Below are 24,340 nucleotides of genomic sequence, written 5' to 3' on the forward strand. Positions count from 1 at the left end.
CTCGGCACGCCCGGCTGCAGCAGCCTCGTCGTCATTCCGCAAAAGGCGTGTGAAACTTACAAAAACCCAGGGAAAAAGGGGCGCGTATCTACAGGACGATATAAAAACTACCCATCCCAGGGGATTCCAACGAGAAACCCAGCCCGCGGAGCGTGCGAGCGCGCGCCTTCCAAATCTGTGAATAACCTGGCGCCAGGTGGTCCTGGCGCGCCCGAAGGACCGCCACCAGGGGGAGCCGTAGGGAATTCCCGTCAACCTATCCCGGGCTTATCCACAGGGTTATTCACCGCAAAAACATAACGCCCCGGTAGCCTAAGGCGACCAGGGCGATAAAGGCCAGCGGAGCTGGCACCGCACCAAGCGGTTCGGATAGTTAGGTACGGCCTAGAGCGGACGGATCTCAGCAGCTTGAGGACCTTTGGGGCCGTCCTTGACTTCGAACTCCACGTCCTGGCCTTCATTCAAGCTGCGATAGCCACGTCCCTGGATTGCCGAAAAATGCGCGAAGACGTCGACGCCGCCGGCGTCGGGGGTGATGAACCCGTAGCCCTTGTCGGCATTGAACCACTTCACTTTGCCCTTCTGAACCATTTCTATAACGTCCTATAAAAACACAATGCTGTGCGCAGATGTGATTCAAGGACGCTGACGCGAACGTGTTACGACCATATCGGGGGTCACGCGAAGCGGGTCCGGTACGGATAGGCCTGCAGCGAAACGAGACAGACACTCGACTTGAATACAACGGCGAAACGAGCATACTCAGCCGTGATGACCGGGACAAATAGTTGTTTACCCCAATGTCGTTTTTTTTTAACTTGGCTCACAAGTATCTGAGTCCCACCGCTTGAAAACCCCTCGCTTTCAGGGTCGTGCCACCGCATGACGCGGCGGCTGGCGGCGATGGTGGGATACTTCCAGGCCGGGGTTCCCCACCGAGTCCAGACCGCATAACCGCATCCACTTCAACGACCACCATTCGCCACCATGATCCGTTCCAAGCTGCCCGATATCGGCACCACCATATTCACCGTCATGAGCCGCCTGGCGATAGACCACAAGGCGATCAACCTCGGACAGGGATTTCCGGACTTCAACCCCGATCCCGCGCTGCTCGACCTGGTGACCAAGGCCATGGCCGACGGGCATAACCAATACCCCTACATGCCTGGCGTCGCGCCACTGCGGCAGGCAATCGCCGAGAAGACGCAAAACCTGTACGGACATGCCTACGATGCGGAAACCGAAATAACAGTCACCAGCGGCGCTACAGAGGCCTTGATGGCCACAATCCTGGCCGCGGTGAACACCGGGGACGAAGTCGTCGTGATCGAGCCCTGCTACGACTCCTACCTGCCGGGTATCCGGCTGGCGGGCGGCACGGCGGTGCCGGTGCCGCTACGTGCTCCGACGTCAGACGACCCTTACTATCGTATCGATTGGCAGCGGGTGCGCGACGCCATCACGCCGAAAACCCGCCTGCTGATGTTGAACTTCCCTCACAACCCCACAGGGGCCGTGCTGCAGGACGCCGACCTGGACGCGCTGGAAGCCATCGTCCGGGACACGGGGGTGCTGCTGGTATCCGACGAAGTCTACGAACATATCGTTTTCGACGGCCAGGAGCATGCAAGCCTGTCGCGCCGCCCCCTGCTGGCCGAACACGCGTTCGTGATCTCTTCGTTCGGCAAGACCTACCATACGACCGGGTGGAAGCTGGGGTATTGCTGCGCGCCTCGGCATCTGACTGCGGAACTGCGCAAGGTCCACCAATTCATGGTGTTTACCGTTCCGTCTCCCATGCAGTTCGCGTACGCCGAATACATGCGCGACCCTGCCCCCTATTTGCAGCTGCCGACGTTCTACCAAGCGAAACGGGATCGGCTGCATGCCGGGCTCGCCCGGAGCCGCTTCCGGCCGCTGCCCAGTCCCGGCACTTTTTTCATGATGGCGGACTACAGCGCCATCTCGGATCTGCCGGAAGCCGAATTCGCCCGTTGGCTGACGACCGAGCACGGGGTCGCGGTGATTCCCATCTCGGCCTTCTATCAATCCCCGGACGCACCAGAGTCCAACCACAAGCTCGTCCGGTTCTGCTTCGCCAAACGGGACGAGACGCTGGACCAGGCGCTGGAGCGCTTGCAAGGCGTCTGATCGCCTGGACCTTGGGCGACCAAGGGGAGTTGGAGTATGCGCAAGGCAGCCCTACGGGCTGCCTTTTCTTTTGGGAGCCTGGGGACTGCGCTGGATGCCATCTCTTTTTCTCTTCTTTTCTTTTATATAAAAAGAATGGTGGTGATGGGTGTCTGTGGATAACTGGACAAGTTCAGATTTGCTCGCGTGGTCATGGACTTACGGAGGTTTTTCGGTGTGCGCTAGCCATGTTCTGCTGGAGGGCTGAAGTTGAACAACTTTGCGCCTGCCTGGAAAAAGCGGGCTTGTTCGCTAGCCATCCACATCGTTTGCACAGCAGTCCTTCATAGTAGTTATGCACAGGAGACTTCACGCGCCCTCGGAATTTGGCCGTCCAGGCCCGATTTAGCCTCGGCAGACTTCCCGACCTACCTCGGTTCCGCCGTGCGGTCGACGCGGGCTGTGCCGTGGGAGTCCCGAAGGGGTCATACGGCGTCCAGAGGGCTCCAGGTGCGTTCCGGGATGCCGGGGCCACCAGGGGCGCATGCGTGGGTTGCTGCGGAGCCTGGGCGAGGCTGTGGGGCCGCGGCGCCGGTCCCATGCAAGACCCATCAGCCGCGCTGACCCGTGGGGGTTAGTGCCACGTGGGATTCGTGGCGGAGTTCCGGAAAGCTCGGTGTCCCGGTGGGCGTTGTGTGGGGGGCTTGCCGCGGCGCTGGGTGAGAGAAGATCTTTTCATATCTTTTCTTCTATATATAAAGACTAATAATGATGGGTGTCTGTGGATAACTGCACAACCGGAAGAAAAACCAATCGTGGCAATGACTTGGCGGGGTTTTTTTCTGTGCAGGAGTTCTGTGTGGCAGGCGGGGAAAACATGAGCAACTTTTCCTGCCGCAGCGAAAGGGCTGCTTATGCCCAAGCCATCCACATGGTTTGCACACCGCGCGTTCATAGAGGCTGTCCACAGGACGGCGGACGGTGATTACCGCGTGCTATGGAACAGAGTTTCCAGTTTTAAGGGTTTACCCTAGTCGTCTGCTGCGCAAAAATCTCACCATTCCAGCGGCAAGGCCGCGGAGCCCCTGGGGGCTCTTTATTCCGGAGAATGTCATGAGAACCTTTGCGACTTCCTTATTTCTAGTTTTCGCTCTGATCGGCGGCGGTGCGCAGGCCGGCCAGGACACGCTGGCGGCAGGCGGCGGCTCGGACGACGCGGGCCAGACGATGCTGGCGAGCGGTGACGGCAGCAACGACGCCGGCCAGACGTTGTTGGCCAGCGGCGACGGCAGCGAAGATGCCGGCCAGACGATGCTGGCCACTGGCGGCGTCGACGACAATGGTCGGACCCTGCTCGCGACCGGCGGCGACGACCAGACCACCCAACTGGCCTGAGGCCAGCTACACCCTGGACGGCAGTCCTACAGCGGGGTAAGCCGGGCGGTCATCGATCAGGCCTGGTTGAATGCTTCGGCGAACTCGTCGGAGAAGATGTCCGCGAGGGCAACCCGCAGCGCGGCGGCGCGTTCCGCACCGTACGCGGCTTCGAAACGGTTCTGTGCCTGGCGCCAAAGCCGGTTGGATTCGGCCAGCTTGCGACGCCCGTCGGGGGTCAGCTGGACGCGGCGGCTGCGGCCGTCATATTCATCGCGGATCTGCACCAGATACCCATCGCGCTCCAGCGGCTTCAAGTTGTGCGCGAGCGCCGACCGGTCCAGCACCATCGCATGTGCCAGTTCCGACATGGTCGGCGTACCCGCGCGATCGACGTGCAACAGGATCGAGCGCTGCGACACTTTCAGGCCGCAGGGCGCCAGTACGGTGTCGTAGAGCTGCGTCACGCGGCGCGTCGCCTTGCGCAAGGCGGCGCCATTGCATACACCGGGGTCTTTGGAATCTGGTTTGGACATGGCGGGCTGGAGCTGGAACGTCGTGCATCGCAGTGGCGCGCATACGTGCGCGCCTGCTCATATTCTATTCCCGCGGCGAATGGCCGGCCGCCGGCATCGTTGACCTTATGGGCGTATGCAAGTAAATTGCCGAGATAGTTGCATATGCCAGTATAAGCCCACCTCGCCATCGCCGTCCCACATGACAACCGCTACTTCCAGCAGCACCGTTGCTGGCGCGAATCCTCGCCTGCAAGCCATGCTGCAGGCGCCGGTCGCCGCCACGCTCATCCGCCTGAGCTGGCCCAACATGCTGATGATGCTGGCGCAGTCGTCGACCGGCCTGATCGAAACCTGGTTCCTCGCCAAGCTGGGCACCAACGTGCTGGCTGGGGTCGCGGTCGTGGTGCCGGTCCTGATGCTGATGCAGAACATGTCGCAAGGCGCCATGGGCGGCGGCATATCTTCGGCGATCGCCCGCGCCCTGGGCGCCGGCCGCCGGGACGATGCCAATCATCTGGTGCGCCATGCGGCCGCGCTGAACGCCGCCATCGGCCTGGTGTTCACGGTACTGCTCCTGATATTCGGCCGGCAGCTGTATCACCTGCTGGGCGCGGATGGGCCCGCGCTGGACGCGGCCAGCGACTATGGCCACGTGGTGTTCGCCGGCTTGACGCTGATGTGGACGATGAACGCGCTGGCCAGCGTGATACGCGGCACGGGGAATATGCTGGTCCCGGGCGCGGTCATCTGCGGCGGCGCCGTATTGCTGATACCGCTCTCGCCCTGCTTGATTTTCGGCCTGGGCCCCTTGCCGCCGCTGGGCGTGGTCGGCGGCGCCTGGGCGCTGGTGGTGTACTACGGCGCCGGCACGCTGATACTGGGCGCGTACTGCCTGAGCGGCCGCAACCCGGCAAGGCTGGTGCGCGGTGGGCTGCAATGGCGGATGATGCGCGGCATCCTGACGGTCGGTGGCCTGGCCTGCCTGAATCCGGTACTCACCAATGCCATCATCGCGGTTACCGGCGCATTGGTCGGCGCCTATGGTGGGACGGCGGCGCTGGCCGGCTATGCGACCGCGGCGCGCCTGGAGTATCTGTTGATGCCCCTGGCCTTCGGACTGGGCGCGCCCATGGTGGCCATGGTCGGCTCGAACATCGGGGCGGGACAACCGGAAAGGGCCAGGCATATTGCGCTGGCTGGCGGCGCGATGGCATTCGTGCTGGCCGAAGTGGTGGGCTTGCTGGCCGCCACCTTCCCTTATGCATGGCTGCGCCTGTTCGGGACGGATGCCCATCTGCTGGAGGCCGGCGCGGCGTATCTGCGGCTGGTGGGGCCCTTCTACGGCTTCTTCGCGTTGGGATTCTCGCTGTACTTCGCCTCGCAGGGCGCGGGCAGGTTGAAGTGGCCGCTGACCGCCGGCGGATTGCGCCTGTTTTTATACGTCGGTGTGGGCGGCGCGGTACTGGCGGCGACCGGATCGCTGACGGCGTTCTATATCCTGGGCGCCATCGCGATGGTGACCTACGGGCTCGTGGTGGTCTGGTCGGTCGCCGCGCGTACCTGGTTCCGCTAGCCGCGCCGCCTGACCGGCGGCGCGCATCGATGGCGGGGCGTCAGGCGGCCACCGCCAGGGCACGGGACCGCAGGCCCAGAAATACCAGCAGCGTGGCCAGCAGGAGCGCCAACCCGCTGCTTGTGAACACACCCAAAGCGCCGGTCGTATCGAACACCGCGCCTCCCACCGCCGCGCCCAGCGTGATCGCCATCTGCACGGCCGCCACGATCAGGCCGCCGCCGCTTTCGGCTTCGTCGGGGGCGCGTTGCGTGATCCAGGTGGACCAGCCTACCGGCACCGTACCAAAGGCGAATCCCCACAACGCGACCATGATGGCGTCCGCGAACGGGGCGCTGCCCAGGGCCGCCAGGGCCAGGGCCAGGCCGCCCATCAGCAAGGGCATCAATGCCAGCGTCAGACGCAGGTTGCGCTCGAGCATGAAACCCGCCGCCGACGTGCCGATGAAGTTGGCCACGCCGAAACCGAGCAGGATGGCCGACAGTCCGTTCACGCCGACACCGGTCACGGTTTCCAGGAACGGCCTCAGGTAGGTGAAGAACGCGAAGTGTCCCGTGAACACCACGATGACGGCCAGCATGCCCATGCTTATGCCTGGCCGCTTCAGGACATCGAGCAAGGTGCCGAGCCGGGTGTGCCCCGACGGCGCCATGCGTGGCAATGTCGCCAGCTGCCACACCAGCGCCAGCAGCCCCAGCGCGGAGGCGACCAGGAAGACGTTGCGCCAGCCGATGGTGCCGCCCAGGTAACTGCCCACCGGCGCGGCGGCGACGGTGGCGGCCGAGACGCCGCTGAACATGACGGATAACGCGCGCGGGATCAGCGAGACCGGCACCAGCCGCATGGCCGTCGCCGCCGACATGGTCCAGAAGCCGCCGATGGCGACACCCAGCAGTACGCGCCCGAACAGCAGCGCCGCCAGGCTGGATGCGAAGGCGACGAACAGGTTGGAGACGATCAGCAGCACCGAAAACGCCAGCAGCACATAGCGGCGATCGATGCGCCGGGTAGCCGTGGCGATCAGCAGGCTGGTTACCAGCGCCACGGCGGCCGTCGCGGTGACGGCCTGCCCGGCCATGCCTTCGGTGACTTGGAGGTCCGCGGCCATCGGGGTCAAGAGGCTGGCGGGCAGGAATTCCGCCGTCACCAGTCCGAATACGCCCAGGGTCATCGAAAACACGGCCTGCCAGGCCGGGCGTTCGGGCGGGCCGCCATGGGCGGGGTTCTTTATTGTCGGGACTTCACCTGCGTGCATGATGGCTTCTCGTATCGCTTTCAATGGCAAGCAGAATAAGCTAGAGTTTCCGGACGATCCATGTCATTGAATCCGAAATGTTTGATCAAAGCTCCGACCCGGGCCCGCCGGTGTTGTCCGACGATGGCCACCCTGGCGACGTCGTCAGCGAATTGCTGCTGGGCATGCGCCTGTTCGGCATCCAATACCGCCGGATGCAGTTCGCGCCGCCTTTCGGGGTCGAATTCGCGGCTGCCGCGGGCCGGGCGCAGTTTCACTTCATCGCACGCGGAACCGCCTTCCTGCGTACCGATAGCGGCGCCCTGCATCGCCTGAGGGCGGGTGACGCCGTGCTGCTGCCGCATGGCCGGGCGCATGAGCTGCTCTCCGACCCCGAGCGCGCGACGCGCGATATCGCCAGCTTCGATACGCAGAAGCTGTGCGAAACCGTATGCGCGGTGCTGGCCAGCGGCGAGGTCTGCGACCATTCCAATGACGCCTTGATATTCAGCGGCTGCATGGCGTTCGACCTGGGCGGCATGCATACGCTGGTGACGTCCATGCCGGAAGTCATGCGCGTCGATACGCTGCTGGATCGCTATCCCGAAATCCTGCCCATGCTGGAAGCCATGGCGCGCGAATCGTGCGAAGAACGCGCGGGCTATGCAGGCATCCTGGCGCGGCTGGCCGATGTGGTTTCCGCGTTCATCGTGCGCGGATGGGTCGAATGCGGCTGCGGCGACGCCAAGGGTTGGGTGGAAGCGCTGCGCGATCCGCGCCTGGGCCGCGCCATCGTCGCCATGCATCGCGAGCCCGGGCGCGATTGGACGGTGGCGGAACTGGCGGAACGCATGGGCAGTTCGCGTTCGGTATTCGCCGAACGCTTCCTGGCGGTCACCGGCATGACGCCGGTACGCTACCTGACGGAACTGCGCATGCGGCTGGCGGCGCAATGGCTGCGCGACGGCCGCATGTCTATCGAGGGCGCCGCCTATGAATTGGGATATGGATCGCAGGCCGCGTTCAGCCGCGCGTTCAAGCGCATCGTCGGCCATACGCCAGGGGCCGCGCGCGGGGTGAGTCTTCCACAGTGATACGCGGCATCACTTGCCGATGCAGAACCGCGAAAAGATTTCGCCGAGCAGGTCGTCGCTGGTGAATTCGCCGGTGATGGACGACAGGCTTTCATGCGCGAGCCGCAGTTCTTCGGCAAACAGGTCCAGTACGCGGTCGTCCATCGCGGCATGGCCGGCCGCGATGGCGAGATGTTCTTCGGCCTGGTTCAAGGCGCGCAGATGGCGCTCGCGCGCCAGCCAGGGCGATTCGGCGCCGGGGTTCCAGCCCGCGATGTCGAGCAGCGCCTTGCGCAGCGTGTCCAGGCCCGCGCCGGTGCGGGCGGAGATGGGTAGCACTGCGCCGGCCGCCGGCGTCGCCGCGAGCAGGTCGATCTTGTTCACGACCTTCAGTACCGGGGTATCCGGCGGCAGCCTGGCCGAGATATCCGCGTCCAGCGCCTGTTCCTCGCCTGACGTCGCATCGAGCAGGTGCAGGATGACGTCGGCGCGTTCGATTTCCTGCCACGTGCGCTGGATGCCGATGCTCTCCACCGGGTCGTCGGTTTCGCGCAGGCCCGCGGTGTCCACGATGTGAAGCGGCACCCCGTCCAGATGGATTTCCTGCACCACTTTGTCGCGCGTGGTGCCGGCGATGGGCGTCACGATGGCGACTTCATCGCCGGCCAGCGCGTTCAACAGGCTGGACTTGCCCACGTTGGGCCGGCCGGCCAGGACCACGTGCAGGCCTTCGCGCAGGATCACGCCCTGGCGCGTCTGCGCGATGATGGCGCGCAGATCGCCGGACAGCGCATCCAGCATCGGCCTGGCCTGGTACTTTTCCAGGAAGTCGATCTCTTCTTCGGGAAAATCCAGCGTGGCTTCCACCAGCATGCGCAGATGGACGATGCGGTCGGCCAGGGCATTCACCTTCTCCGAAAACACGCCCGACAGCGACGCCATTGCGCCGCGCGCCGCGGCGACGGACGTGGCTTCGATCAGGTCCGCGACCGCTTCGGCCTGCGCCAGATCGATGCGTCCGTTCAGGAATGCACGCTGCGTGAATTCGCCGGGCTCGGCGATGCGCAATCCCATGTCGCGGCCGCCATCCAGGCACAGTTGCAGCACGCGCCGCAGCACGGCGGGACCGCCGTGCCCTTGCAGTTCGAGGACGTCTTCACCGGTGTAGGAATGCGGCGCCGGAAAGAACAGCGCAAGGCCTTCGTCCAGGGTTTCGCCGGCTTCGGTCTTGAATGGCAGCAGATGCGCGTGGCGGGGTGTCAGCTCGCGCTGAAAAAGGCGACGCACCAGTTCGGCGAGCGATGCACCGGAAACGCGCACGATGCCCACGCCACCTCTGCCGGGTGCCGTGGCGATCGCCGCGATGGGCACTGACGGTATGAGGGACATATAACCGGATCGTCTAGGCAATAAGGGAATATAACCGTTGCGCGAGGCATCTTTGCTGGGTATGTTGCGCCGTGGAGTTCAAGTACAACTTGATCAGGAGCTATTTATGTCTCGATGGTTTACCCGCGCCGTTGCTGGGGGTTTTACCGCCATGGCGATTGCCCTTGGCGCACACGGCAGCGCCGTGGCCAGGGACCTGGTCGTCGGTCTCAAGACCGAACCCAGTTCGCTCGACCCCCAATACCATTCGCTGACGCCGAACACGCAGATCGCGTTGACCATTTTCGATCCGCTGGTGGCCGCCGACAATCAACTCAAGCCGCGTCCCGCGCTGGCGGAATCGTGGACGGTGGACGGCAATGTATGGACGTTCAAGCTGCGCCCCAATGTGAAGTTCTCCGACGGCACGCCGTTCACGGCTGACGATGTGGTATTCACTTTCGACCGCGTGCCCAAGGTGCCTAATAGTCCATCGCCCTTCACGCTGTATCTGAAGGACGTCGCCAAGACCGAGGCGGTCGATCCCCTGACGGTGCGCATCACCACCAAGGGTCCTTCGCCGCTGCTGCTGCCCAACCTGGGCCAGTTGCCCATTCTGTCGAAGAAGGCCGCGTCCGGCGCCGCGCCGGAAGGCAAGACCACCACCGAGCTGAACGCCGGCGACGGCCTGATCGGCACCGGCCCGTACAAGTTCGTGTCGTGGAGGCGCGGCGCCGAACTGGTCCTGGCGCGCAACGACAACTACTGGGGCAAGAAACCGGTGTGGGACAAGGTCGTCTACAAGCCCATGACCAATGCGGCCAGCCGCGTGGCGGCCCTGCTGGCGGGCGACGTGGACATGATCGAGGATCCCCCGACCGACGACCTGCCCAAGCTCAAGTCGGACAAGAACCTGTATGTGCAGCAGACGCCTTCGGTGCGTGTGATGTACATCGCGATGGACCAGTTCAATGAAGTGAGCCCCGGCATCACGGACGCCGAAGGCAAGCCCCTGGCCAAGAACCCGTTGAAAGACATGCGCGTGCGTGAAGCGCTGTCGCTGGCCATCGACCGCAAGGCCATCGAAGATCGCGTGATGGGCGGCGTTTCCAAGCCGGCGGGCAACCTGCTGCCCTACCCCATGTTCGGCGCGTCGAAGACCTACGCCGAAGCGCCCAAGGCCGACGTCAACAAGGCCAAGAAGCTGCTGGCCGATGCCGGGTACGCACAGGGTTTCAACATCACGCTGGGCGCGCCCTCGGGCCGTTATATCAACGACTCCAAGGTGGCGCAGGCCATTGCATCGATGTGGAGCCGCATCGGCGTGAAAACCAATGTGGAAGCTTCGGCGCCGCCGGTGTTCTTCAAGAACCGCGACTCCTACAAGTACAGCGCCTACCTGGCTGGCTGGTCGGTGACCAGCGGTGAAATGTCCAACGCGCTGGGTTCGCTGGCGGTGACGTCGGACCCGGCCAAGGGCCTGGGCACGACCAACCGCGGCCGCTATTCGAATCCCGCGATGGACAAGCTGTACATGGAAGCGGCGACCACGATGGACGACGCCAAGCGCGCCGAGCTGCTGTCCAAGGCGGCCGATATGGTGATGGCCGACTACGGCTTGCTGCCTGTCCATTTCGAATTGTCCGTGTGGGCGATGAAGAAGGACATCCGGTACGCGGGCCGTTCCGACCAGATGACCGAAGCACAGGATGTCACGCTGAAGCAATAGCAGCCGGCGAGCGCGTCCGCCGGACGGGCGCGCTGCCCTTCTTTTGGGGGAGGCATGGCATAGCGGCAGGAGAATTGTTTGTTAGCGACCATCATCCGCAGATTGCTGCAGACCGTCGTCGTCATGCTCGTCATGTCGGCGCTGGTGTTCGGCGGCATCTATCTGGTCGGCGATCCGGTGTCCATGATGGCCAGCCCGGACGCCACCGAAATCGAACGCGCGGCCATACGGCAATCGCTGGGGCTGGACCAGCCCCTGTGGCACCAGTACCTGATCTTCGTCGGCAAGGCCATCCACGGCGATTTCGGCAATAGCTTCCTGACCGGCGAACCCGCCATGCGGCTGATCCTGGACCGCATGCCGGCCACCATGGAGCTGGCGGTGGTGGCCATGCTGATGTCGCTGCTGATCGGCATACCGCTGGGCATCCGCGCCGGGCTCAAGCCCAATGCCGCGGGCTCGCGCGCCATCATGACGGGATCGGTGCTGGGCTTTTCCCTGCCCAACTTCTGGGTCGGGCTGATGCTGATCATGATTTTCGCCGTGACGCTGGGCTGGCTGCCGGCCAGCGGCCGCGGCCCGACGGTATCGCTGGGCGGCCTGCGCCTGAGCATCCTGACGCCGGGCGGCTGGGCCAACCTGATCCTGCCGGCGGCCACCATCGCGCTCGCGAAGTGCGCGACCATCATACGGATCACGCGGGCCGCCACGCGCGAAGCGCTGCCGATGGACTACATCAAGTTCGCGCGCGCCAAGGGCCTGTCGGAATCGCGCGTCATGCGCGTGCATCTGCTGAAGAACATCCTGATTCCCATCGTGACGGTGGCCGGGCTGGAGTTCGGCCAGGTGGTGGCCTTCGCGGTGGTGACCGAATCGGTGTTCTCCTGGCCCGGCATGGGCAAGCTGCTGATCGATTCCATCATCAACCTGGACCGCCCCGTGGTGGTGGCCTATCTGCTGCTTATCGTGTTTTTCCTGGTCATGCTGAACCTGGTGGTGGACATCATCTACACCGTTCTGGACCCGCGCGTACGATTGGACGGAAGACGATGACGACAACGACGACACCCGAGACGACCGCCGCGCCGGCGACGCCGGCCGTCAAGGAAGCGGGCCCGTGGCGCCGCTTCGCGGAAGATTTCTTCGCCAGCAAACTGGCCACGCTGGGCCTGGTGATCCTGGTGGCCTTGATATTGGCGGTGCTGCTGGCGCCGTGGATCGCGCCGCAGAATCCCTACGACATCGGCAACCTGGACATCATGGATTCCAAGCTGCCGCCGCTGAGTGAAAACGGCGCGGGCGACATGCACTACTGGCTGGGCACCGACGGCCAGGCGCGCGACATGTTGTCGGCGATCCTCTACGGCCTGCGCACCAGCATGATGGTGGGCTGTATTTCGGTGTTCTTCGCTTTCGTCATCGGCGCCACGGTGGGCCTGGTGGCAGCCTATTTCGGCGGCCGTGTCGACGCGCTGCTGATGCGCATCGCCGATATCCAGCTGTCTTTCCCGTCCATCCTGGTGGCGCTGATCCTGCTGTCCATATTGGGCACCGGCGTGGACAAGGTGATCATCGCGCTGATCGTCGTGCAGTGGGCGTATTTCGCGCGCACGGCGCGCGGCGCCGCGCTGGTCGAACGCGGCAAGGAGTATGTCGAGGCCGCGCGCTGCATGTCGCTGGGATCGTGGCGCATCCTGCGCCGGCATCTGCTGCCGAACTGCATGCCGCCGCTGATCGTCGTCGCCACCATAGACCTGGCCCACGCCATCGCGCTGGAAGCCACCTTGTCCTTCCTGGGCGTGGGCGTGCCGGTGACCGAACCTTCCCTGGGCATGCTGATCTCCAATGGCTTCGAATTCCTGATGTCCGGCCGCTACTGGATATCGTTCTTTCCCGGCGTGGCCCTGGCCATCGCGATCATCGCCATCAATCTGGTCGGCGACCATCTGCGCGACGTGCTGAACCCGCGCAATGCGAACTAGGGGGCATCGATGACGACGACGATGAACCCAGGCGCGCCGGCGTCCCTGCAAGGCGGGCGCGACGCGTCGGCGCCGGTGTTGGACGTCGCGGGCCTGCGCACGCACTTCTACACTCGCGCCGGCGTGGTCAAGGCGGTCGACGGCGTGGACCTGCGGCTGGGCCAGGGCGAGATCCTGGGCCTGGTCGGCGAGTCGGGATCGGGCAAGAGCATCACCGGTTTTTCCCTGATCGGCCTGATCGACGAGCCGGGGCGTATCGTGGATGGTTCGATCCGCTTCGATGGCCGCGAATTGCGCGGCGCGCCACCCGCGCAGATGCGGGCGCTGCGCGGCAATGACATCGCGATGATCTTCCAGGATCCGATGATGACGCTGAATCCGGTCCTGCGTGTCGATACGCAGATGATCGAGGCGATCCAGGCGCATCGCAAGATGGACCGCGCCGCGGCCCGCACGCGCGCGCGCGACGTGCTGGCCATGGTGGGTATCCCGTCGCCGGAGGAAAGGCTGCGCGCCTATCCTCACCAGCTGTCGGGCGGCATGCGCCAGCGCGTGGCCATCGCCATCGCGTTGTTGAACGCGCCGCGCGTGATCATCGCCGACGAACCGACCACCGCGCTGGACGTGACCATACAAGGGCAGATCCTGTACGAAGTGCAGAAGCTCTGCCGCGAGACCGGTACGGCGTTGCTGTGGATCACCCATGACCTGGCCGTGGTATCGGGCCTGGCGGACCGCATCGCCGTCATGTACGCGGGACGCGTGGTGGAAACGGGCTCGACGGCCGACGTCATCGGGCGCCCATTGCATCCCTATACCCATGGCTTGATGATGTCCATTCCCACGCCGGAAACGCGCGGGCACGATCTGGCTTCGATACCCGGCATGACGCCGTCGCTGCTGAAACTGCCGCAGGGCTGTGCCTTCCGCACGCGCTGTCCGCGCGCCACCGAGACCTGTCTGCAGGAGCCCCAGTCCGTGGAATGGCGCCCCGCGCATTGGGTGCGTTGCTGGCATGCCGGCGAACCGGAGGCACGATGAGCACGCAGTCCACACCCATACTGTCGCTGCGCGGCGCCGAGATGCGTTTCGTGCAGCCCGTCGACCTGGCGGGCCGCATCGCCAACCTGTTCGGCGCGGGTTTGCGCAAGACGGTGGTGCATGCCGTGGCCGGCGTCGACCTTGACGTGATGCCGGGCGAAGTCATCGGCGTGGTCGGCGAATCCGGCTGCGGGAAGTCGACGTTGGGCCGCATGATCAGCGGCATCCTGCCGCCGACCGCGGGCAGCATCGCCTACGCCGGCCAGCCCGTGGCGGCCATGGACGACAAGCAGCGGCGCGCCTACGAGCTGGGCGTGCAGATGATTTTCCAGGACCCGTATGCATCGCTGAACCCGCGCATGCGCGTGGAAGAAATCATCGGTGAAGCGCCCATGGTGCACGGCCTGGTCAGCCGCCGCGACCGCAAGGCCTACGTCGCCGAATTGATGCGCCAAGTGGGCCTGGATCCTGCCTATGCGCAACGCTATCCGCATCAGTTTTCCGGCGGGCAGCGGCAGCGTATCGGCATCGCGCGGGCGCTGGGACTCAAGCCCAGGGTCATCGTCTGCGACGAAGCCGTGGCCGCGCTGGACGTATCCATTCAGGCGCAGGTGCTGAACCTGTTCGCGCAGCTGCGCCGCGAGCTGGACCTGACGTATCTGTTCATCAGCCACAACCTGGGCGTGGTCGGGCATATCTCCGATCGTGTCGCCATCATGTACCTGGGCCGTGTCGTCGAACTGGCGCCCACCGATCAGGTGTTCAAGCGCCCCAACCATCCGTACACGCAGGCGCTGCTGAAGGAATTGCCCACGCTGAATCCGGAACGGCGCAGCTTCAAGCCCATACAGGGCGAATTACCTTCGCCGTTGGCGCCCCCGCCCGGCTGTACCTTCCATCCGCGTTGCCCGCAGGCGATGGACCGTTGCCGCCAGGAGCGCCCCGTGCTGCGCGAGATCGCGCCCGGGCAGTTGAGCGCCTGCCACCTGAACGACCTGCCGGCCGCCGCGGCGCGGCCGGTCGACTTTCACGCCCGTCCCGTCGCCATGCAGAGCTGAACACCATGCGCACCACAGACCAGCCTTTCGACCCTTACATCCGCATCGAGCCGCGCGCGGCGGCCTTGCCGCTGGTCTGCGATTCGCCGCACAGCGGCGTGGTCTACCCCGCGGATTTCGGCTATGCCGTCGATGCCCAGGTATTGCGCACCGGCGAAGACACGCACGTGGATGCGTTGTGGCGCGGGATCCCCGAGGTGGGCGGCACGCTGATCCTGGCGCAGTTCCCGCGTACCTATATCGACCCCAATCGCGAACCCGACGACATCGATCCCGCGCTGTTGGCCGGGCCGTGGCCCGATGCGATCCATCCTTCGGAAAAAAGCCGCATCGGGCACGGATTGATCTGGAGCAAGGCCGGCGGCCGGCCCATCTACGACCGCAAGCTGTCGGTGGAAGAAGTGCGGCATCGTATCCAGGCCTATCACCGGCCTTACCATGCGGCGCTCAGCCGCGACATCGAGGCGGCGTACAAGCAGTTCGGCGCGGTGTGGCATCTGAACCTGCACTCGATGCCGTCGAATTCGTATGAAGTGCTGCAGGTACCTGGCAATCGTCAGCTGGCGGATTTCGTGCTCGGGGATCGCGATGGCACCACCTGCGAACCGGAGCTGGTGGACGTGGTCGAGCACTCGCTGCGCGCAAGCGGCTACACCGTGGCGCGCAACGATCCCTTCAAGGGCGTTGCGCTGATCGCCCGTCTCGGCAAGCCCGCGCAGCGGCGCCACAGCCTGCAGATCGAGATCCATCGCGGGCAATACATGAATGAACAGACGTTCGAAAAGAACGAGAAATTTCCGGCCATGCAGGCCGCACTGACCAAGGCGGCGCAGGACGTCGCGCAATATATTCAAAGGCAATTATGAAAACCCTGGACGAAATCGAGCGCGCGCATGGCGAGCTCACGGCGATACGCCGCGATATCCATGCACATCCCGAACTGGCTTTCGAGGAAACCCGTACGTCATCGCTGGTCGCCGAAAAACTGCGCGGCTGGGGCATCGACGTGCATACCGGCTTCGGCAAGACCGGCGTGGTGGGCGTGCTGCAAGGCAAAGGCGGCAAGGGCCGGACGATAGGCTTGCGCGCCGACATGGATGCCCTGCCCATGCCGGAGAACAACCGCTTCGCCCACAAGTCCACCATCAGCGGCCGCATGCACGGCTGTGGCCATGACGGCCATACCGCCATGCTGCTGGGCGCGGCGCAGTACCTGTCGCGGCATCGCGACTTCGCCGGCACCGTGGTGTTCATCTTCCAGCCCGCCGAGGAAAACGGCAACGCCGGCGCGCGCGCGATGATGCAGGATGGCCTGTTCGACAAGTTCCCCTGCGACGCGGTGTTCGGTATCCACAACATGCCGGGCATGCCCGTCAACGAGTTCGGGATCCGTCCCGGGCCGACGATGGCGTCCAGCAATCGCTTCACCATTACCATCAAGGGCGTGGGCGGCCATGCCGCGCAGCCGCACAAGACGGTCGATACCATCGTGATCGCATCGGAAATGGTCGGCGTGCTGCAGACCGTGGTGTCGCGCACCAGGAACCCGCTGGATACGGCGGTGCTGACGGTGACGCAGATCCACGCGGGCGATTCCTTCAACGTGATCCCCGCCGAAGCCGTCATCCGCGGCACGGTGCGTACCTATACCACCGAAGTCCTGGACCTGATCGAGGACACCATGCGGCGCATCGTCACGACGCTGCCGCAGGTGTACGGGGGCTCGGGTGAACTCGATTTCGTGCGCGCCTACCCGCCGCTGGTGAACTGGGAGAAGGAAACCGAGTTCGCGGCGCAGGTCGCGGAAGCGGCGTTCGGCAAGGACAGCGTGAACCGCGCGGTGCCGCCCTTCATGGGCGCGGAGGATTTTTCCTTCTTCCTGCAGAAGGTGCCGGGCTGTTATATCTTCCTGGGCAACGGTGAAGGCGATCACCGCCTGGAGTCATACCACGGCATGGGGCCCTGCACCCTGCACAATCCCAATTACGACTTCAACGACGCGCTGCTCCCGGTGGGTGCGACGTATTGGGTCAAGCTGGTGGACACCTTCATGAAGCAGGCGTAGCGGTCGCGCCGCGGCCCGCCCGGCCACCGCCCGCCTACTCCGCGGGCGGCGAGGCGGCGGCATGTATCCGTGGCAGGTTGACTTCGATCCAGTCCGCCAGCAGGCGGACTTTTTCCGCGCATTCCAGGCCTAGCGGCGTGAGCCGGTATTCGACGTGCGGCGGCACGACCTGGTAGGCCTTGCGATCGACCAGGCCATCGGCTTCCAGCCATTGCAAGGTCTGCGCCAGCATGCGTTCGCTGACGCCGCCGATGGTGCGCTTCAGTTCGCTGAAGCGATGCATGCGCTGCTCCAGGGTGATCAGGACCAGCACGCCCCACCGGCTGGTGACGTGCTTGAGGACGTCGCGCGACGGGCAATCGGCGGCGAGCAGGTCGCCGCGCAGCAGGCGCTCGGACAGCGAACCGGCCGACGCTCCCGATGGGGGCTGATCGGACGATGTGGCTGAGCTGGGCAGCGCGGAGGTCATATCCCGGGCACTCATACTTACCTTTATGTACGTACTTACGAAAGATAAGTAATACTGCTAGATTGGCTCCGTCGTCAATCCAAACGGAGTTTTCCCATGACTATCGCCATTACGGGCGCCACCGGCCAACTGGGCCGCCTGGTCGTCCAGGAATTGCTGCGCACGGTTCCCGCCGGAGAACTCGTGGCGCTGGTCCGTACGCCCGCCAAGGCCGCGGACCTGGGCATCGCGGCGCGCCCGGCCGACTACACGCGGCCGGAGACCTTGCCGGCTGCCCTGGCCGGCGTCGATACGCTGTTGCTGATCTCGGGCAATGAAGTGGGGCAGCGCATCGCCCAGCACCGCAACGTGGTCGACGCCGCGCAGCGCGCCGGCGTGCGGCGCATCGTCTATACCAGCCTGCTGCATGCCGACACGTCGCCCCTGAGCCTGGCGCCGGAGCACCTGGAAACCGAGAACGCCATCAAGGCATCCGGCCTGGCCTACACGCTGCTGCGCAACGGCTGGTACATCGAGAACCATACCGGCGCGATCGCGCCGGCCCTGGCCACCGGCGTGCTCGCCGGCGCTTCGGGCGAAGGCAAATTTTCCGCCGCGGCGCGGGGCGATTACGCGCTGGCGGCCGCTACCGTGCTGACGGGCTCGGGCCATGAGGGCAAGACCTATGAACTGGCCGGCGACGACCCCTATACCCGCGCCCAGTTCGCCGCCGAGGTCGCCCGCCAGGCCGGCAAGCCCGTGGTCTACCGCAACATGACGGAGGCCGAGTATGCGCAGGCCCTGGCCGGCGTCGGCCTGCCCGCCCCCATTGCCCAGGCCGTGGCCAGTTGGGACGCCTTGGCCGCCGATGGCGCGCTCTACGACGACAGCGGCGTGCTGGCGAAGCTGATCGGCCGGCCGACGACGCCGCTGTCCAAGGTGATCGCCCAGGCCTTGGCCTGAGCCGGCTGGCCGCCGCGCCGGATTCACTCGGCGCGCGGCGGACGCTGGGAAAAGCTGCGTTCGAATACGCCTTCGGCGATGCGGTTCTTCAGGATCTCGATCGAGCCGCCCGCGATCATCCAGCCACGGCAGCGCCGCACGCAGTATTCGACCAGCGATTCGCGGCTGTAGCCCATGCCGCCCAGCACCTGCAATGCCTCGTTGGCCACGTCGAAACCCGCCTGGTTGCAATACGCCTTGGCGATGGCGGTTTCGGTGGCCGACGGGAAACCGGTATCCGCGTTGGAAGCCGCCCGGTACAGCAGCAGCTGGCCGGCATCCAGCTTGATGCGCATGTCGGCGAACTTCCATTGCAGCCCCTGGAACTCGCAGAGCAAGCGCCCGAACTGCTTGCGCTGCATCGCCCACTCGCGCGCTTCTTCATAGGCATAGCGGCCCAGGGCCAGCGAGCGGGCGGTGTTGCCGATGCGTTCGACGTTGAAGCCCGCGATCTGCTTCTTGAAGCCGCCTTCGCCCAGCACCACCATATCGTCCGGCACGAAGACATTGTCGAAGTAGATTTCCACCCATTCTTCGTCGGACATGAAGGCCGAGCGCTTGCCCAGCCTGACGCCTTCGCTCTTCGTATCGATCAACACCGAACCGATGCCATGCGTGCCGGGACCGAAGCGCACATAGGCCAGGATGACGGTGGCGTGGGGTCCGTGCGTGGTGAAGATCTTCGAGCCATTGATGCGCCAGCCATCGCCGTCGCGAGTCGCGGCGGTTTTCAATTCGGTGACCGCCGATCCTGCTTCCGGTTCGGTCATGCCGACGGAGATGAGCATGTCGCCGGCCAGCAGCGGCGTCAGGTACTTTTCCTTCTGCATGGCATTGCCGTATTCGCCCAGCACGCGGATGGGGCCGAAGTTGCCGGCCTGCACGACGTCGGCACTGCGCGGGCAGACGGACGCGATCGTCTGGATGGCGATGACGGCATCCATCAGCGAGCCGCCGATGCCGCCATTGGCTTCGCTGATGGTGATGCCCAGCAGCCCTTGTCGCGCCATCGAGCGCGCCACGTCCCAGGGATATTCGCGTGAATGGGCGCGATCGCGCGCGCCGGCGCGCAGCTCGTTTTCCGCATAGCGGCGCACGGCATCCTGGAAGTCGCGCTGTTCGGGGGTCAGATTGAAATCCATAGTGTGATGGGTCCTCGTGATGTGTCTCGCGCCCATGTCACAGGGCGCATTGTTCCGTGCCGCGTCCGCGCGCTGCGCGTGGCTGCAGCGTGGCTGCGTCCGGCCTGCATGGGCGTCATTCGAAGCGCAGCAGGCCGTCCACCGCCACGACGCCATCGGCGCGCACGAACAGGGGATTGATCTCCGCTTCCGCCACCCTGACGCCTTCCACCTCCCCCAGGCGGGAGAAGGCGGCGATGGCATGCGCAAGCGCCTCGCAATCGCCGCGCGGAAGGCCGCGGAAGCCGCGCACCAGACGTGTCGCGCGCACCTCTTCGATCATGGCGCGGGCTTCCTCGACGCTGATGGGCGCCAGGCGTATGGCGAAGTCGGGATTCAGTTCCGCCGCGATGCCGCCCGCGCCCAGCACGACCGTCGGTCCGACCAGGGGATCCAGCCGGTAGCCCAGGATCAGCTCCAGCAAACGCCCTTCCATGGCCTGCACCAGGATGCCGTCGATGTCGGCGGCGGGCGCGTGGACGCGCACGTTCTCCAGCATCTGATCGACCGCATCGCGCAGCTGCGCGTCATCGGCGATGCCGATACGGACGGCGCCGGCATCGGTCTTGTGCGGCACGTCGCGCGACGACACCTTGGCCACGACGGGATAGGACAGGCCGTGCGCGAGATCGTCGGTGGGGACCAGGCGCGAGGCCGCGACCGGCACGCCCAGGGCCTGGAACACACGGCTGGCTTCATGCTCCGTCAGGGCGCCCGTGCGCGGGATTTCGGGCGGCCAGGGCAAGGCGGCCCGTGGCGGGACGGGCGCCGGCTTGCGCTGGAATAGCACCGCGAGCGCGTCGGCGCAGGATTCGGGCGTGCGGAAGGCGGCAATGCCGTGCTTCCTGAGCAGGGCCAGCGATGCGGGCGCTTCGGGCGCGAGGAAAGCCGCCATGGGCTTGTCGTCGGGCTTGTCGGCCTGCACCAGCGGATTGACGGCGAAGTCGGGATGAAACTGGGCCGACGAACCGATCACGCTGAGCACCGCGTCGCACCAGTCCGCCAGCAACAGCTGTTCGAGCAGATCCTTGTACTGCGCCGGCGTGGCGGCCAGGGTCAGGTCGATGACGGGCGTTTCGCGTATGCGCAGGCCGCGTGCCGCCATATGCTCGACGAAGGCCGGTGGCGGCGCCGCCGCCACCAGTCCGCGTGTGCCCAGGTTGTCGACCACGGTGGCCGCGCCGCCGCCCGTGGTGGTGATCACCGCGACGCGCGGCGCCTGGTCGCGCGATCGCGCGTCGCCATAGCGCGCCGCCAGCGGCACGATTTCGAACAGCGTTTCCAGCTGCTGCACGCGCAGCACGCCATGCGCACGAAAGAAGGCATCGACGGCGGCGTCGTTGCCCGCCATGGCGCCCGTATGGGATTGCGCCAGCGCGTCGCCCTGCTCGGAGCGGCCGAGCTTGTACGCCACGACGGGCTTGCCCGCCTGGCGCGCGCGGGCCAGCGCCGCGGCCAGCACGGGCGCTTCGCGCAACGTTTCCAGGAACAGCAGGATGACGCGCGTGTTCGGATCGTCCACCAGCGCGTCGACGACTTCGCCGACGGTGATGTCGCTTTCATTGCCCACCGATACGGAGCTGGCGAAACCGAAGCCGCGCGCCGCCGCGCGCGACAGCAAGGAACCCATCATGGAACCGCTTTGCGACACCATGCTGATATCGCCCGCGACCAGGTCGTCGGCCTCGAAGGCGGCATTCACGGAGATCACGCCGCCCGTGTGCAGGTTGGCGCTGCCGATGCTGTTGGGACCCAGTATGCGCACGCCGAGTTCACGCGCGCGCGCCACCAGGGCCTGCTGGCGCGCCATGCCTTCCGGTCCGGCTTCAGCGAAACCATCGGAATAAACGGTCAGCACGCGCGCGCCCGCCGCGGGACATTGTTCCAGCACGGACAGCACCTGTTCGCCAGGGATCATGACGAAGACGTGGTCCACCGGTTCGGGCAGCGCCGCCAGCGATGGATAGGCGCGTTCGCCCATGATTTCCGTGCGCCCGGCATTGATCGGATGGATGCGGCCGGCATAGCGGTGCTTGCGCATGAAACGCAGCGGCCGCGCGGTGTTCTTGCGTTCATCGCCCGACGCGCCGACCAGCGCGATGGCGCGGGGCGCGAGCAGCGCCTGGCCCAGGGAGGTGGATGATTTCACGGACATGATTGGGTAGCGTTTCTCAGGCGATGGGGCGGTCGGCCGCCAGGGCCAGGTCGCTGACCTGGTTGCCATCCAGCTTCCAGACCGCGGCGCGCAACTGGCGGGTGCGTTCCACGCCCAGCACCGGCCCGGCGAGCTCGTCGAACTTGTCGTTCAATTCGGCGTCCGACAGCGGCGCTTCCGGATCGCCCTTGCGATAGGGCGCGAACTGCTCGTGCCGCATGCCGTCGTCGGTCACGATGGCCACGCGCGCCGCGCGCATCTTGGGGAACCCGGCGGTCAGCTGCGGATCTTCGATGAGCGTGACCTTGCGCATCAGCGCGCGCGTCGCTTCGTCGTTCAGCGCTTCCGGTTCGAAGGCCGCCAGCCGCACCGAACCCTGGCGCATCGCATGCGCCAGCACGTATTGCGTGCTGAAGCGCGCCTCGAACGCTGTGGTGGGGTCGGGATTGCCGGCGACCTCCAGCGTCGCGCGATAGCCTCTGACCTCGATGGCGCGCACGCGATCGGCCTGCACGCCTTTGTCGCGCAACGCCAGGGCGGCGTCGATGGCCGCGAAGGTATGGCCGCAACAGCCATGGTTCTTCTGCGTCATGCGGGTGATGTTGTACTGCTCGCCCAGTCCTTCCAGGACGCTGTCCCAACGCACGTTCTCGGCCAGCGCGGCGCCGAAGCCGACCTCGCCTTCCAGGATGTCCCATACGCCCGTCACGCCATGGGCCGCGCCCTGTCCCGCGCGCACGCCGGCCGCCGCCGCGTGACCCGCGTGCAGGGCCTTGCTCATGGCGTCGGAACGGAAGGCCTGCTGCAGCGCCGCGGCCATGGTGGCGGACGTCGCGATGGCATGCCCCATGACGTCGGCGTGGCCCGGCGCTGCCAGGGCGGCCGCGGCCGCCGCGGCACCCAGCGTGCCGACCGTGCCCGTGGTGTGGAAATAGCGGTAGTGTGAAGGCTGCATCGCCGCCGCGATGCGGGTGGATATCTCGTAGCCGACCACCACCGCGTTGAGCAGCTCGCGGCCGCTGGCGCCCCTGTGCTCCGCCATCGCCAGCGCCGCGGCGATCACCGGGCAGCCGGGGTGGTAGGCGCCGTCACGGAAGATGTCGTCGAACTCCGGCGCGTGGGACGCGCTGCCATTGATCCAGGCCGCGGTGGCGGGAAAGGCTGTCGTGCCGTTGCCGGGCAGGCTGGAGCGCCCGATGCCCAGCTCTTCCGCGTGCGCCGCCACCAGTTCGCGGCAGGGCGAGATACGGGTCCCGGGATAGAGGGCGGACAGCCAGTCCAGGACCGCGCGCTTGGCGTAGTGCAGGACCTCGTCGGGCAGGCGCGCGACGGTATCGCGCGCCCCGTAGGCGGACAGGGATTCGAGCAGCATGGGCGTCTCCGGTATCGCGGCGCGGTGATACGCCGCTATGGTGTATCCGCCACTCTAGCCCGTGAGGCGCCGGTCCGGTTTGAAAAAATGGCAAGCGAGCGATCACTGAATCCGCAGGCTGCCGCGCGGCAGCCGGGATCAGGGACGCAAGGCCGCCAGCAGATCCGCCATCAGCGGGCTCATCGTCGCCGCATCGCGGACGCAGACGAAGAACTGCCGCTCGGCCCAGGCGTCTTCCAGGGCCACCAGGACCAGCCCCATTTCGCTCAGGTAATTGCGCGCGATGCCTTCGGGCACCACGGCGATGCCCAATCCTTCGCGGATCATCCGGCAGCGCGTCTCGAAATTGGAAACCTGCAGCTTGACCCTGGGCGGCCGCGACACCGTCTGGCCGATGTAGTCCAGGAACTGGTCCAGGGAATGGCGCGGAAAATAGCCCAGGAGCTCGTAATCCAGCGCTTCTTCCAGCCGCAGGGAGGCCCGGCTGGCCAGCGGATGCCCGCGCGGTACGACCAGGCCCACCCGATCGCTGCGGAAGGGGAACGACGACACGCCGGCGGCGGCGCGATCGGCGTGGTAGATGCCCACGTCCACCGTGGCGTCCGCCACCATGCGCGGGATGTCGAAGCTATGGGCTTCCAGCAGGTCCACCGCGACGTTGTCGCGGCCCGCCAGGAAGCGCGCCATGGGCGCGGGCAGGAACTGCAGCAGGGTGGAAGGATTGGCCGCCAGCCGGATCTTGGCCTGGCCGTCGGCCGAATAGCTGTCGATGGCCTGCTCCGCCAGCTGGACGCTGCGCAGGATGGCCTTGGCGCGCTGGTAGAGCAGCACGCCCGCGGGGGTCGGCTCGACCCCCCGGCCGTGGCGGTGCAGCAGCGTGCGGTGCAGGTGCCGTTCCAGGTCGGCGATCCGCCGGCTGGCGGCGGATGCCACGACATTTTCCCGTTCGGCGGCACGCGAGAGGCTTTTTTCCTCGACGGCGGCGACGAAGATCTCCAGCGCCGGGACGTCGAGTTTCTTCATGGCCGGCCGCC

General features: G+C 65.7%; 21 protein-coding genes. 12 read left to right on the forward strand and 9 right to left on the reverse strand.

The window, feature by feature from the left end; all coding sequences use genetic code 11:
• Positions 1-384: 384 nt before the first annotated feature.
• Positions 385-591: a cold-shock protein gene (locus CAL26_RS26725; RefSeq protein ID WP_066641842.1), complete on the reverse strand. Its 207-nt coding sequence runs from the start codon at positions 589-591 to the stop codon at positions 385-387.
• A gap of 396 nt (positions 592-987) precedes the next feature.
• On the opposite strand from CAL26_RS26725, the gene CAL26_RS26730 reads away from it, so the two are divergent.
• Positions 988-2,154, forward strand: coding sequence for a pyridoxal phosphate-dependent aminotransferase (locus CAL26_RS26730; RefSeq protein ID WP_094849603.1), 1,167 nt, complete (start codon positions 988-990; stop codon positions 2,152-2,154).
• Positions 2,155-3,246: 1,092 nt separating this feature from the next.
• Entirely contained in the window at positions 3,247-3,528 is a 282-nt protein-coding gene (locus tag CAL26_RS26735) for a hypothetical protein (RefSeq protein ID WP_094849604.1), read from the forward strand.
• A gap of 56 nt (positions 3,529-3,584) precedes the next feature.
• Here CAL26_RS26735 and CAL26_RS26740 read toward each other — a convergent pair whose 3' ends face one another.
• Positions 3,585-4,043, reverse strand: a complete 459-nt coding sequence (locus CAL26_RS26740; protein ID WP_094849605.1) for a MarR family winged helix-turn-helix transcriptional regulator — start codon at positions 4,041-4,043, stop codon at positions 3,585-3,587.
• Positions 4,044-4,224: 181 nt separating this feature from the next.
• Between CAL26_RS26740 and CAL26_RS26745 the strand changes: the two genes are divergently transcribed.
• The gene (locus CAL26_RS26745) at positions 4,225-5,598 is read left to right on the forward strand and encodes an MATE family efflux transporter (RefSeq protein WP_256988597.1); all 1,374 of its coding nucleotides are present in this window, start codon (positions 4,225-4,227) and stop codon (positions 5,596-5,598) included.
• A 40-nt stretch (positions 5,599-5,638) separates the two neighbouring features.
• Here CAL26_RS26745 and CAL26_RS26750 read toward each other — a convergent pair whose 3' ends face one another.
• The gene (locus CAL26_RS26750; protein ID WP_094849607.1) at positions 5,639-6,853 is read right to left on the reverse strand and encodes an MFS transporter; all 1,215 of its coding nucleotides are present in this window, start codon (positions 6,851-6,853) and stop codon (positions 5,639-5,641) included.
• 77 nt (positions 6,854-6,930) lie between these two features.
• Here CAL26_RS26750 and CAL26_RS26755 point away from each other — a divergent pair, with 77 nt between their 5' ends.
• A complete protein-coding gene (locus CAL26_RS26755; protein ID WP_094849608.1) occupies positions 6,931-7,926 on the forward strand; it encodes an AraC family transcriptional regulator in 996 nt (331 codons plus the stop codon).
• Between the two features lie 9 nt (positions 7,927-7,935).
• Here CAL26_RS26755 and mnmE read toward each other — a convergent pair whose 3' ends face one another.
• The gene (gene mnmE, locus CAL26_RS26760) at positions 7,936-9,294 is read right to left on the reverse strand and encodes a tRNA uridine-5-carboxymethylaminomethyl(34) synthesis GTPase MnmE (protein WP_094849609.1); all 1,359 of its coding nucleotides are present in this window, start codon (positions 9,292-9,294) and stop codon (positions 7,936-7,938) included.
• Between the two features lie 106 nt (positions 9,295-9,400).
• Here mnmE and CAL26_RS26765 point away from each other — a divergent pair, with 106 nt between their 5' ends.
• The 7 genes from CAL26_RS26765 (at position 9,401) to CAL26_RS26795 (ending at position 17,148) form a co-directional block, all read left to right on the forward strand.
• Entirely contained in the window at positions 9,401-11,002 is a 1,602-nt protein-coding gene (locus CAL26_RS26765) for an ABC transporter substrate-binding protein (protein ID WP_094849610.1), read from the forward strand.
• 78 nt (positions 11,003-11,080) lie between these two features.
• On the forward strand, positions 11,081-12,055 hold the full coding sequence (locus CAL26_RS26770) for an ABC transporter permease (RefSeq protein ID WP_086067568.1): 975 nt from the start codon (positions 11,081-11,083) through the stop codon (positions 12,053-12,055).
• On the forward strand, positions 12,052-12,984 hold the full coding sequence (locus tag CAL26_RS26775) for an ABC transporter permease (protein WP_094849611.1): 933 nt from the start codon (positions 12,052-12,054) through the stop codon (positions 12,982-12,984). The genes CAL26_RS26770 and CAL26_RS26775 overlap by 4 nt, the downstream gene beginning before the upstream one ends.
• A 9-nt stretch (positions 12,985-12,993) precedes the next feature.
• A complete protein-coding gene (locus CAL26_RS26780) occupies positions 12,994-14,025 on the forward strand; it encodes an ABC transporter ATP-binding protein (RefSeq protein ID WP_373454509.1) in 1,032 nt (343 codons plus the stop codon).
• The gene (locus CAL26_RS26785) at positions 14,022-15,083 is read left to right on the forward strand and encodes an ABC transporter ATP-binding protein (protein ID WP_094849612.1); all 1,062 of its coding nucleotides are present in this window, start codon (positions 14,022-14,024) and stop codon (positions 15,081-15,083) included. The genes CAL26_RS26780 and CAL26_RS26785 overlap by 4 nt, the downstream gene beginning before the upstream one ends.
• A 5-nt stretch (positions 15,084-15,088) precedes the next feature.
• Positions 15,089-15,949, forward strand: a complete 861-nt coding sequence (locus CAL26_RS26790) for an N-formylglutamate amidohydrolase (protein WP_094849613.1) — start codon at positions 15,089-15,091, stop codon at positions 15,947-15,949.
• Complete coding sequence (locus CAL26_RS26795; protein ID WP_094849614.1) at positions 15,946-17,148, forward strand: M20 aminoacylase family protein; 1,203 nt, start codon at positions 15,946-15,948, stop codon at positions 17,146-17,148. Before CAL26_RS26790 ends, CAL26_RS26795 begins: the two co-directional genes overlap by 4 nt.
• 34 nt (positions 17,149-17,182) lie before the next feature.
• Here the strand turns inward: CAL26_RS26795 and CAL26_RS26800 are convergent, their stop codons facing one another.
• Complete coding sequence (locus CAL26_RS26800; protein WP_094849615.1) at positions 17,183-17,617, reverse strand: winged helix-turn-helix transcriptional regulator; 435 nt, start codon at positions 17,615-17,617, stop codon at positions 17,183-17,185.
• A gap of 96 nt (positions 17,618-17,713) precedes the next feature.
• Between CAL26_RS26800 and CAL26_RS26805 the strand changes: the two genes are divergently transcribed.
• Positions 17,714-18,559 (forward strand): SDR family oxidoreductase, encoded by an 846-nt coding sequence (locus tag CAL26_RS26805; RefSeq protein ID WP_094849616.1) that lies wholly within the window; start codon positions 17,714-17,716, stop codon positions 18,557-18,559.
• Positions 18,560-18,582: 23 nt separating this feature from the next.
• On the opposite strand, the gene CAL26_RS26810 is transcribed toward CAL26_RS26805, so the two are convergent.
• The 4 genes from CAL26_RS26810 to CAL26_RS26825 form a co-directional block, all read right to left on the reverse strand.
• On the reverse strand, positions 18,583-19,740 hold the full coding sequence (locus CAL26_RS26810) for an acyl-CoA dehydrogenase family protein (RefSeq protein WP_094849617.1): 1,158 nt from the start codon (positions 19,738-19,740) through the stop codon (positions 18,583-18,585).
• 115 nt (positions 19,741-19,855) lie between these two features.
• Complete coding sequence (locus CAL26_RS26815; protein WP_094849618.1) at positions 19,856-21,934, reverse strand: acetate--CoA ligase family protein; 2,079 nt, start codon at positions 21,932-21,934, stop codon at positions 19,856-19,858.
• A 16-nt stretch (positions 21,935-21,950) separates the two neighbouring features.
• A complete protein-coding gene (locus CAL26_RS26820) occupies positions 21,951-23,306 on the reverse strand; it encodes an MmgE/PrpD family protein (RefSeq protein ID WP_094849619.1) in 1,356 nt (451 codons plus the stop codon).
• A gap of 138 nt (positions 23,307-23,444) precedes the next feature.
• Positions 23,445-24,329, reverse strand: a complete 885-nt coding sequence (locus CAL26_RS26825) for a LysR family transcriptional regulator (protein WP_094849620.1) — start codon at positions 24,327-24,329, stop codon at positions 23,445-23,447.
• Between the last annotated feature and the right edge of the window lie 11 nt (positions 24,330-24,340).

Source organism: Bordetella genomosp. 9, assembly GCF_002261425.1.
Taxonomy (GTDB): domain Bacteria; phylum Pseudomonadota; class Gammaproteobacteria; order Burkholderiales; family Burkholderiaceae_B; genus Bordetella_C.

Bases quoted from the DNA above. Each gene is read 5' to 3' on its own strand.
- CAL26_RS26795 (WP_094849614.1), top strand. From the start codon at position 15,946: ATGAAAACCCTGGACGAAATCGAGCGCGCGCATGGCGAGCTCACGGCG.
- CAL26_RS26730 (WP_094849603.1), top strand. From the start codon at position 988: ATGATCCGTTCCAAGCTGCCCGATATCGGCACCACCATATTCACCGTC.
- CAL26_RS26765 (WP_094849610.1), top strand. From the start codon at position 9,401: ATGTCTCGATGGTTTACCCGCGCCGTTGCTGGGGGTTTTACCGCCATG.
- CAL26_RS26790 (WP_094849613.1), top strand. From the start codon at position 15,089: ATGCGCACCACAGACCAGCCTTTCGACCCTTACATCCGCATCGAGCCG.
- CAL26_RS26740 (WP_094849605.1), bottom strand. From the start codon at position 4,043: ATGTCCAAACCAGATTCCAAAGACCCCGGTGTATGCAATGGCGCCGCC.
- CAL26_RS26825 (WP_094849620.1), bottom strand. From the start codon at position 24,329: ATGAAGAAACTCGACGTCCCGGCGCTGGAGATCTTCGTCGCCGCCGTC.
- CAL26_RS26815 (WP_094849618.1), bottom strand. From the start codon at position 21,934: ATGTCCGTGAAATCATCCACCTCCCTGGGCCAGGCGCTGCTCGCGCCC.
- mnmE (WP_094849609.1), bottom strand. From the start codon at position 9,294: ATGTCCCTCATACCGTCAGTGCCCATCGCGGCGATCGCCACGGCACCC.
- CAL26_RS26725 (WP_066641842.1), bottom strand. From the start codon at position 591: ATGGTTCAGAAGGGCAAAGTGAAGTGGTTCAATGCCGACAAGGGCTAC.
- CAL26_RS26780 (WP_373454509.1), top strand. From the start codon at position 12,994: ATGACGACGACGATGAACCCAGGCGCGCCGGCGTCCCTGCAAGGCGGG.
- CAL26_RS26735 (WP_094849604.1), top strand. From the start codon at position 3,247: ATGAGAACCTTTGCGACTTCCTTATTTCTAGTTTTCGCTCTGATCGGC.
- CAL26_RS26805 (WP_094849616.1), top strand. From the start codon at position 17,714: ATGACTATCGCCATTACGGGCGCCACCGGCCAACTGGGCCGCCTGGTC.
- CAL26_RS26820 (WP_094849619.1), bottom strand. From the start codon at position 23,306: ATGCTGCTCGAATCCCTGTCCGCCTACGGGGCGCGCGATACCGTCGCG.
- CAL26_RS26800 (WP_094849615.1), bottom strand. From the start codon at position 17,617: ATGACCTCCGCGCTGCCCAGCTCAGCCACATCGTCCGATCAGCCCCCA.
- CAL26_RS26750 (WP_094849607.1), bottom strand. From the start codon at position 6,853: ATGCACGCAGGTGAAGTCCCGACAATAAAGAACCCCGCCCATGGCGGC.
- CAL26_RS26775 (WP_094849611.1), top strand. From the start codon at position 12,052: ATGACGACAACGACGACACCCGAGACGACCGCCGCGCCGGCGACGCCG.
- CAL26_RS26785 (WP_094849612.1), top strand. From the start codon at position 14,022: ATGAGCACGCAGTCCACACCCATACTGTCGCTGCGCGGCGCCGAGATG.
- CAL26_RS26745 (WP_256988597.1), top strand. From the start codon at position 4,225: ATGACAACCGCTACTTCCAGCAGCACCGTTGCTGGCGCGAATCCTCGC.
- CAL26_RS26755 (WP_094849608.1), top strand. From the start codon at position 6,931: ATGTTTGATCAAAGCTCCGACCCGGGCCCGCCGGTGTTGTCCGACGAT.
- CAL26_RS26810 (WP_094849617.1), bottom strand. From the start codon at position 19,740: ATGGATTTCAATCTGACCCCCGAACAGCGCGACTTCCAGGATGCCGTG.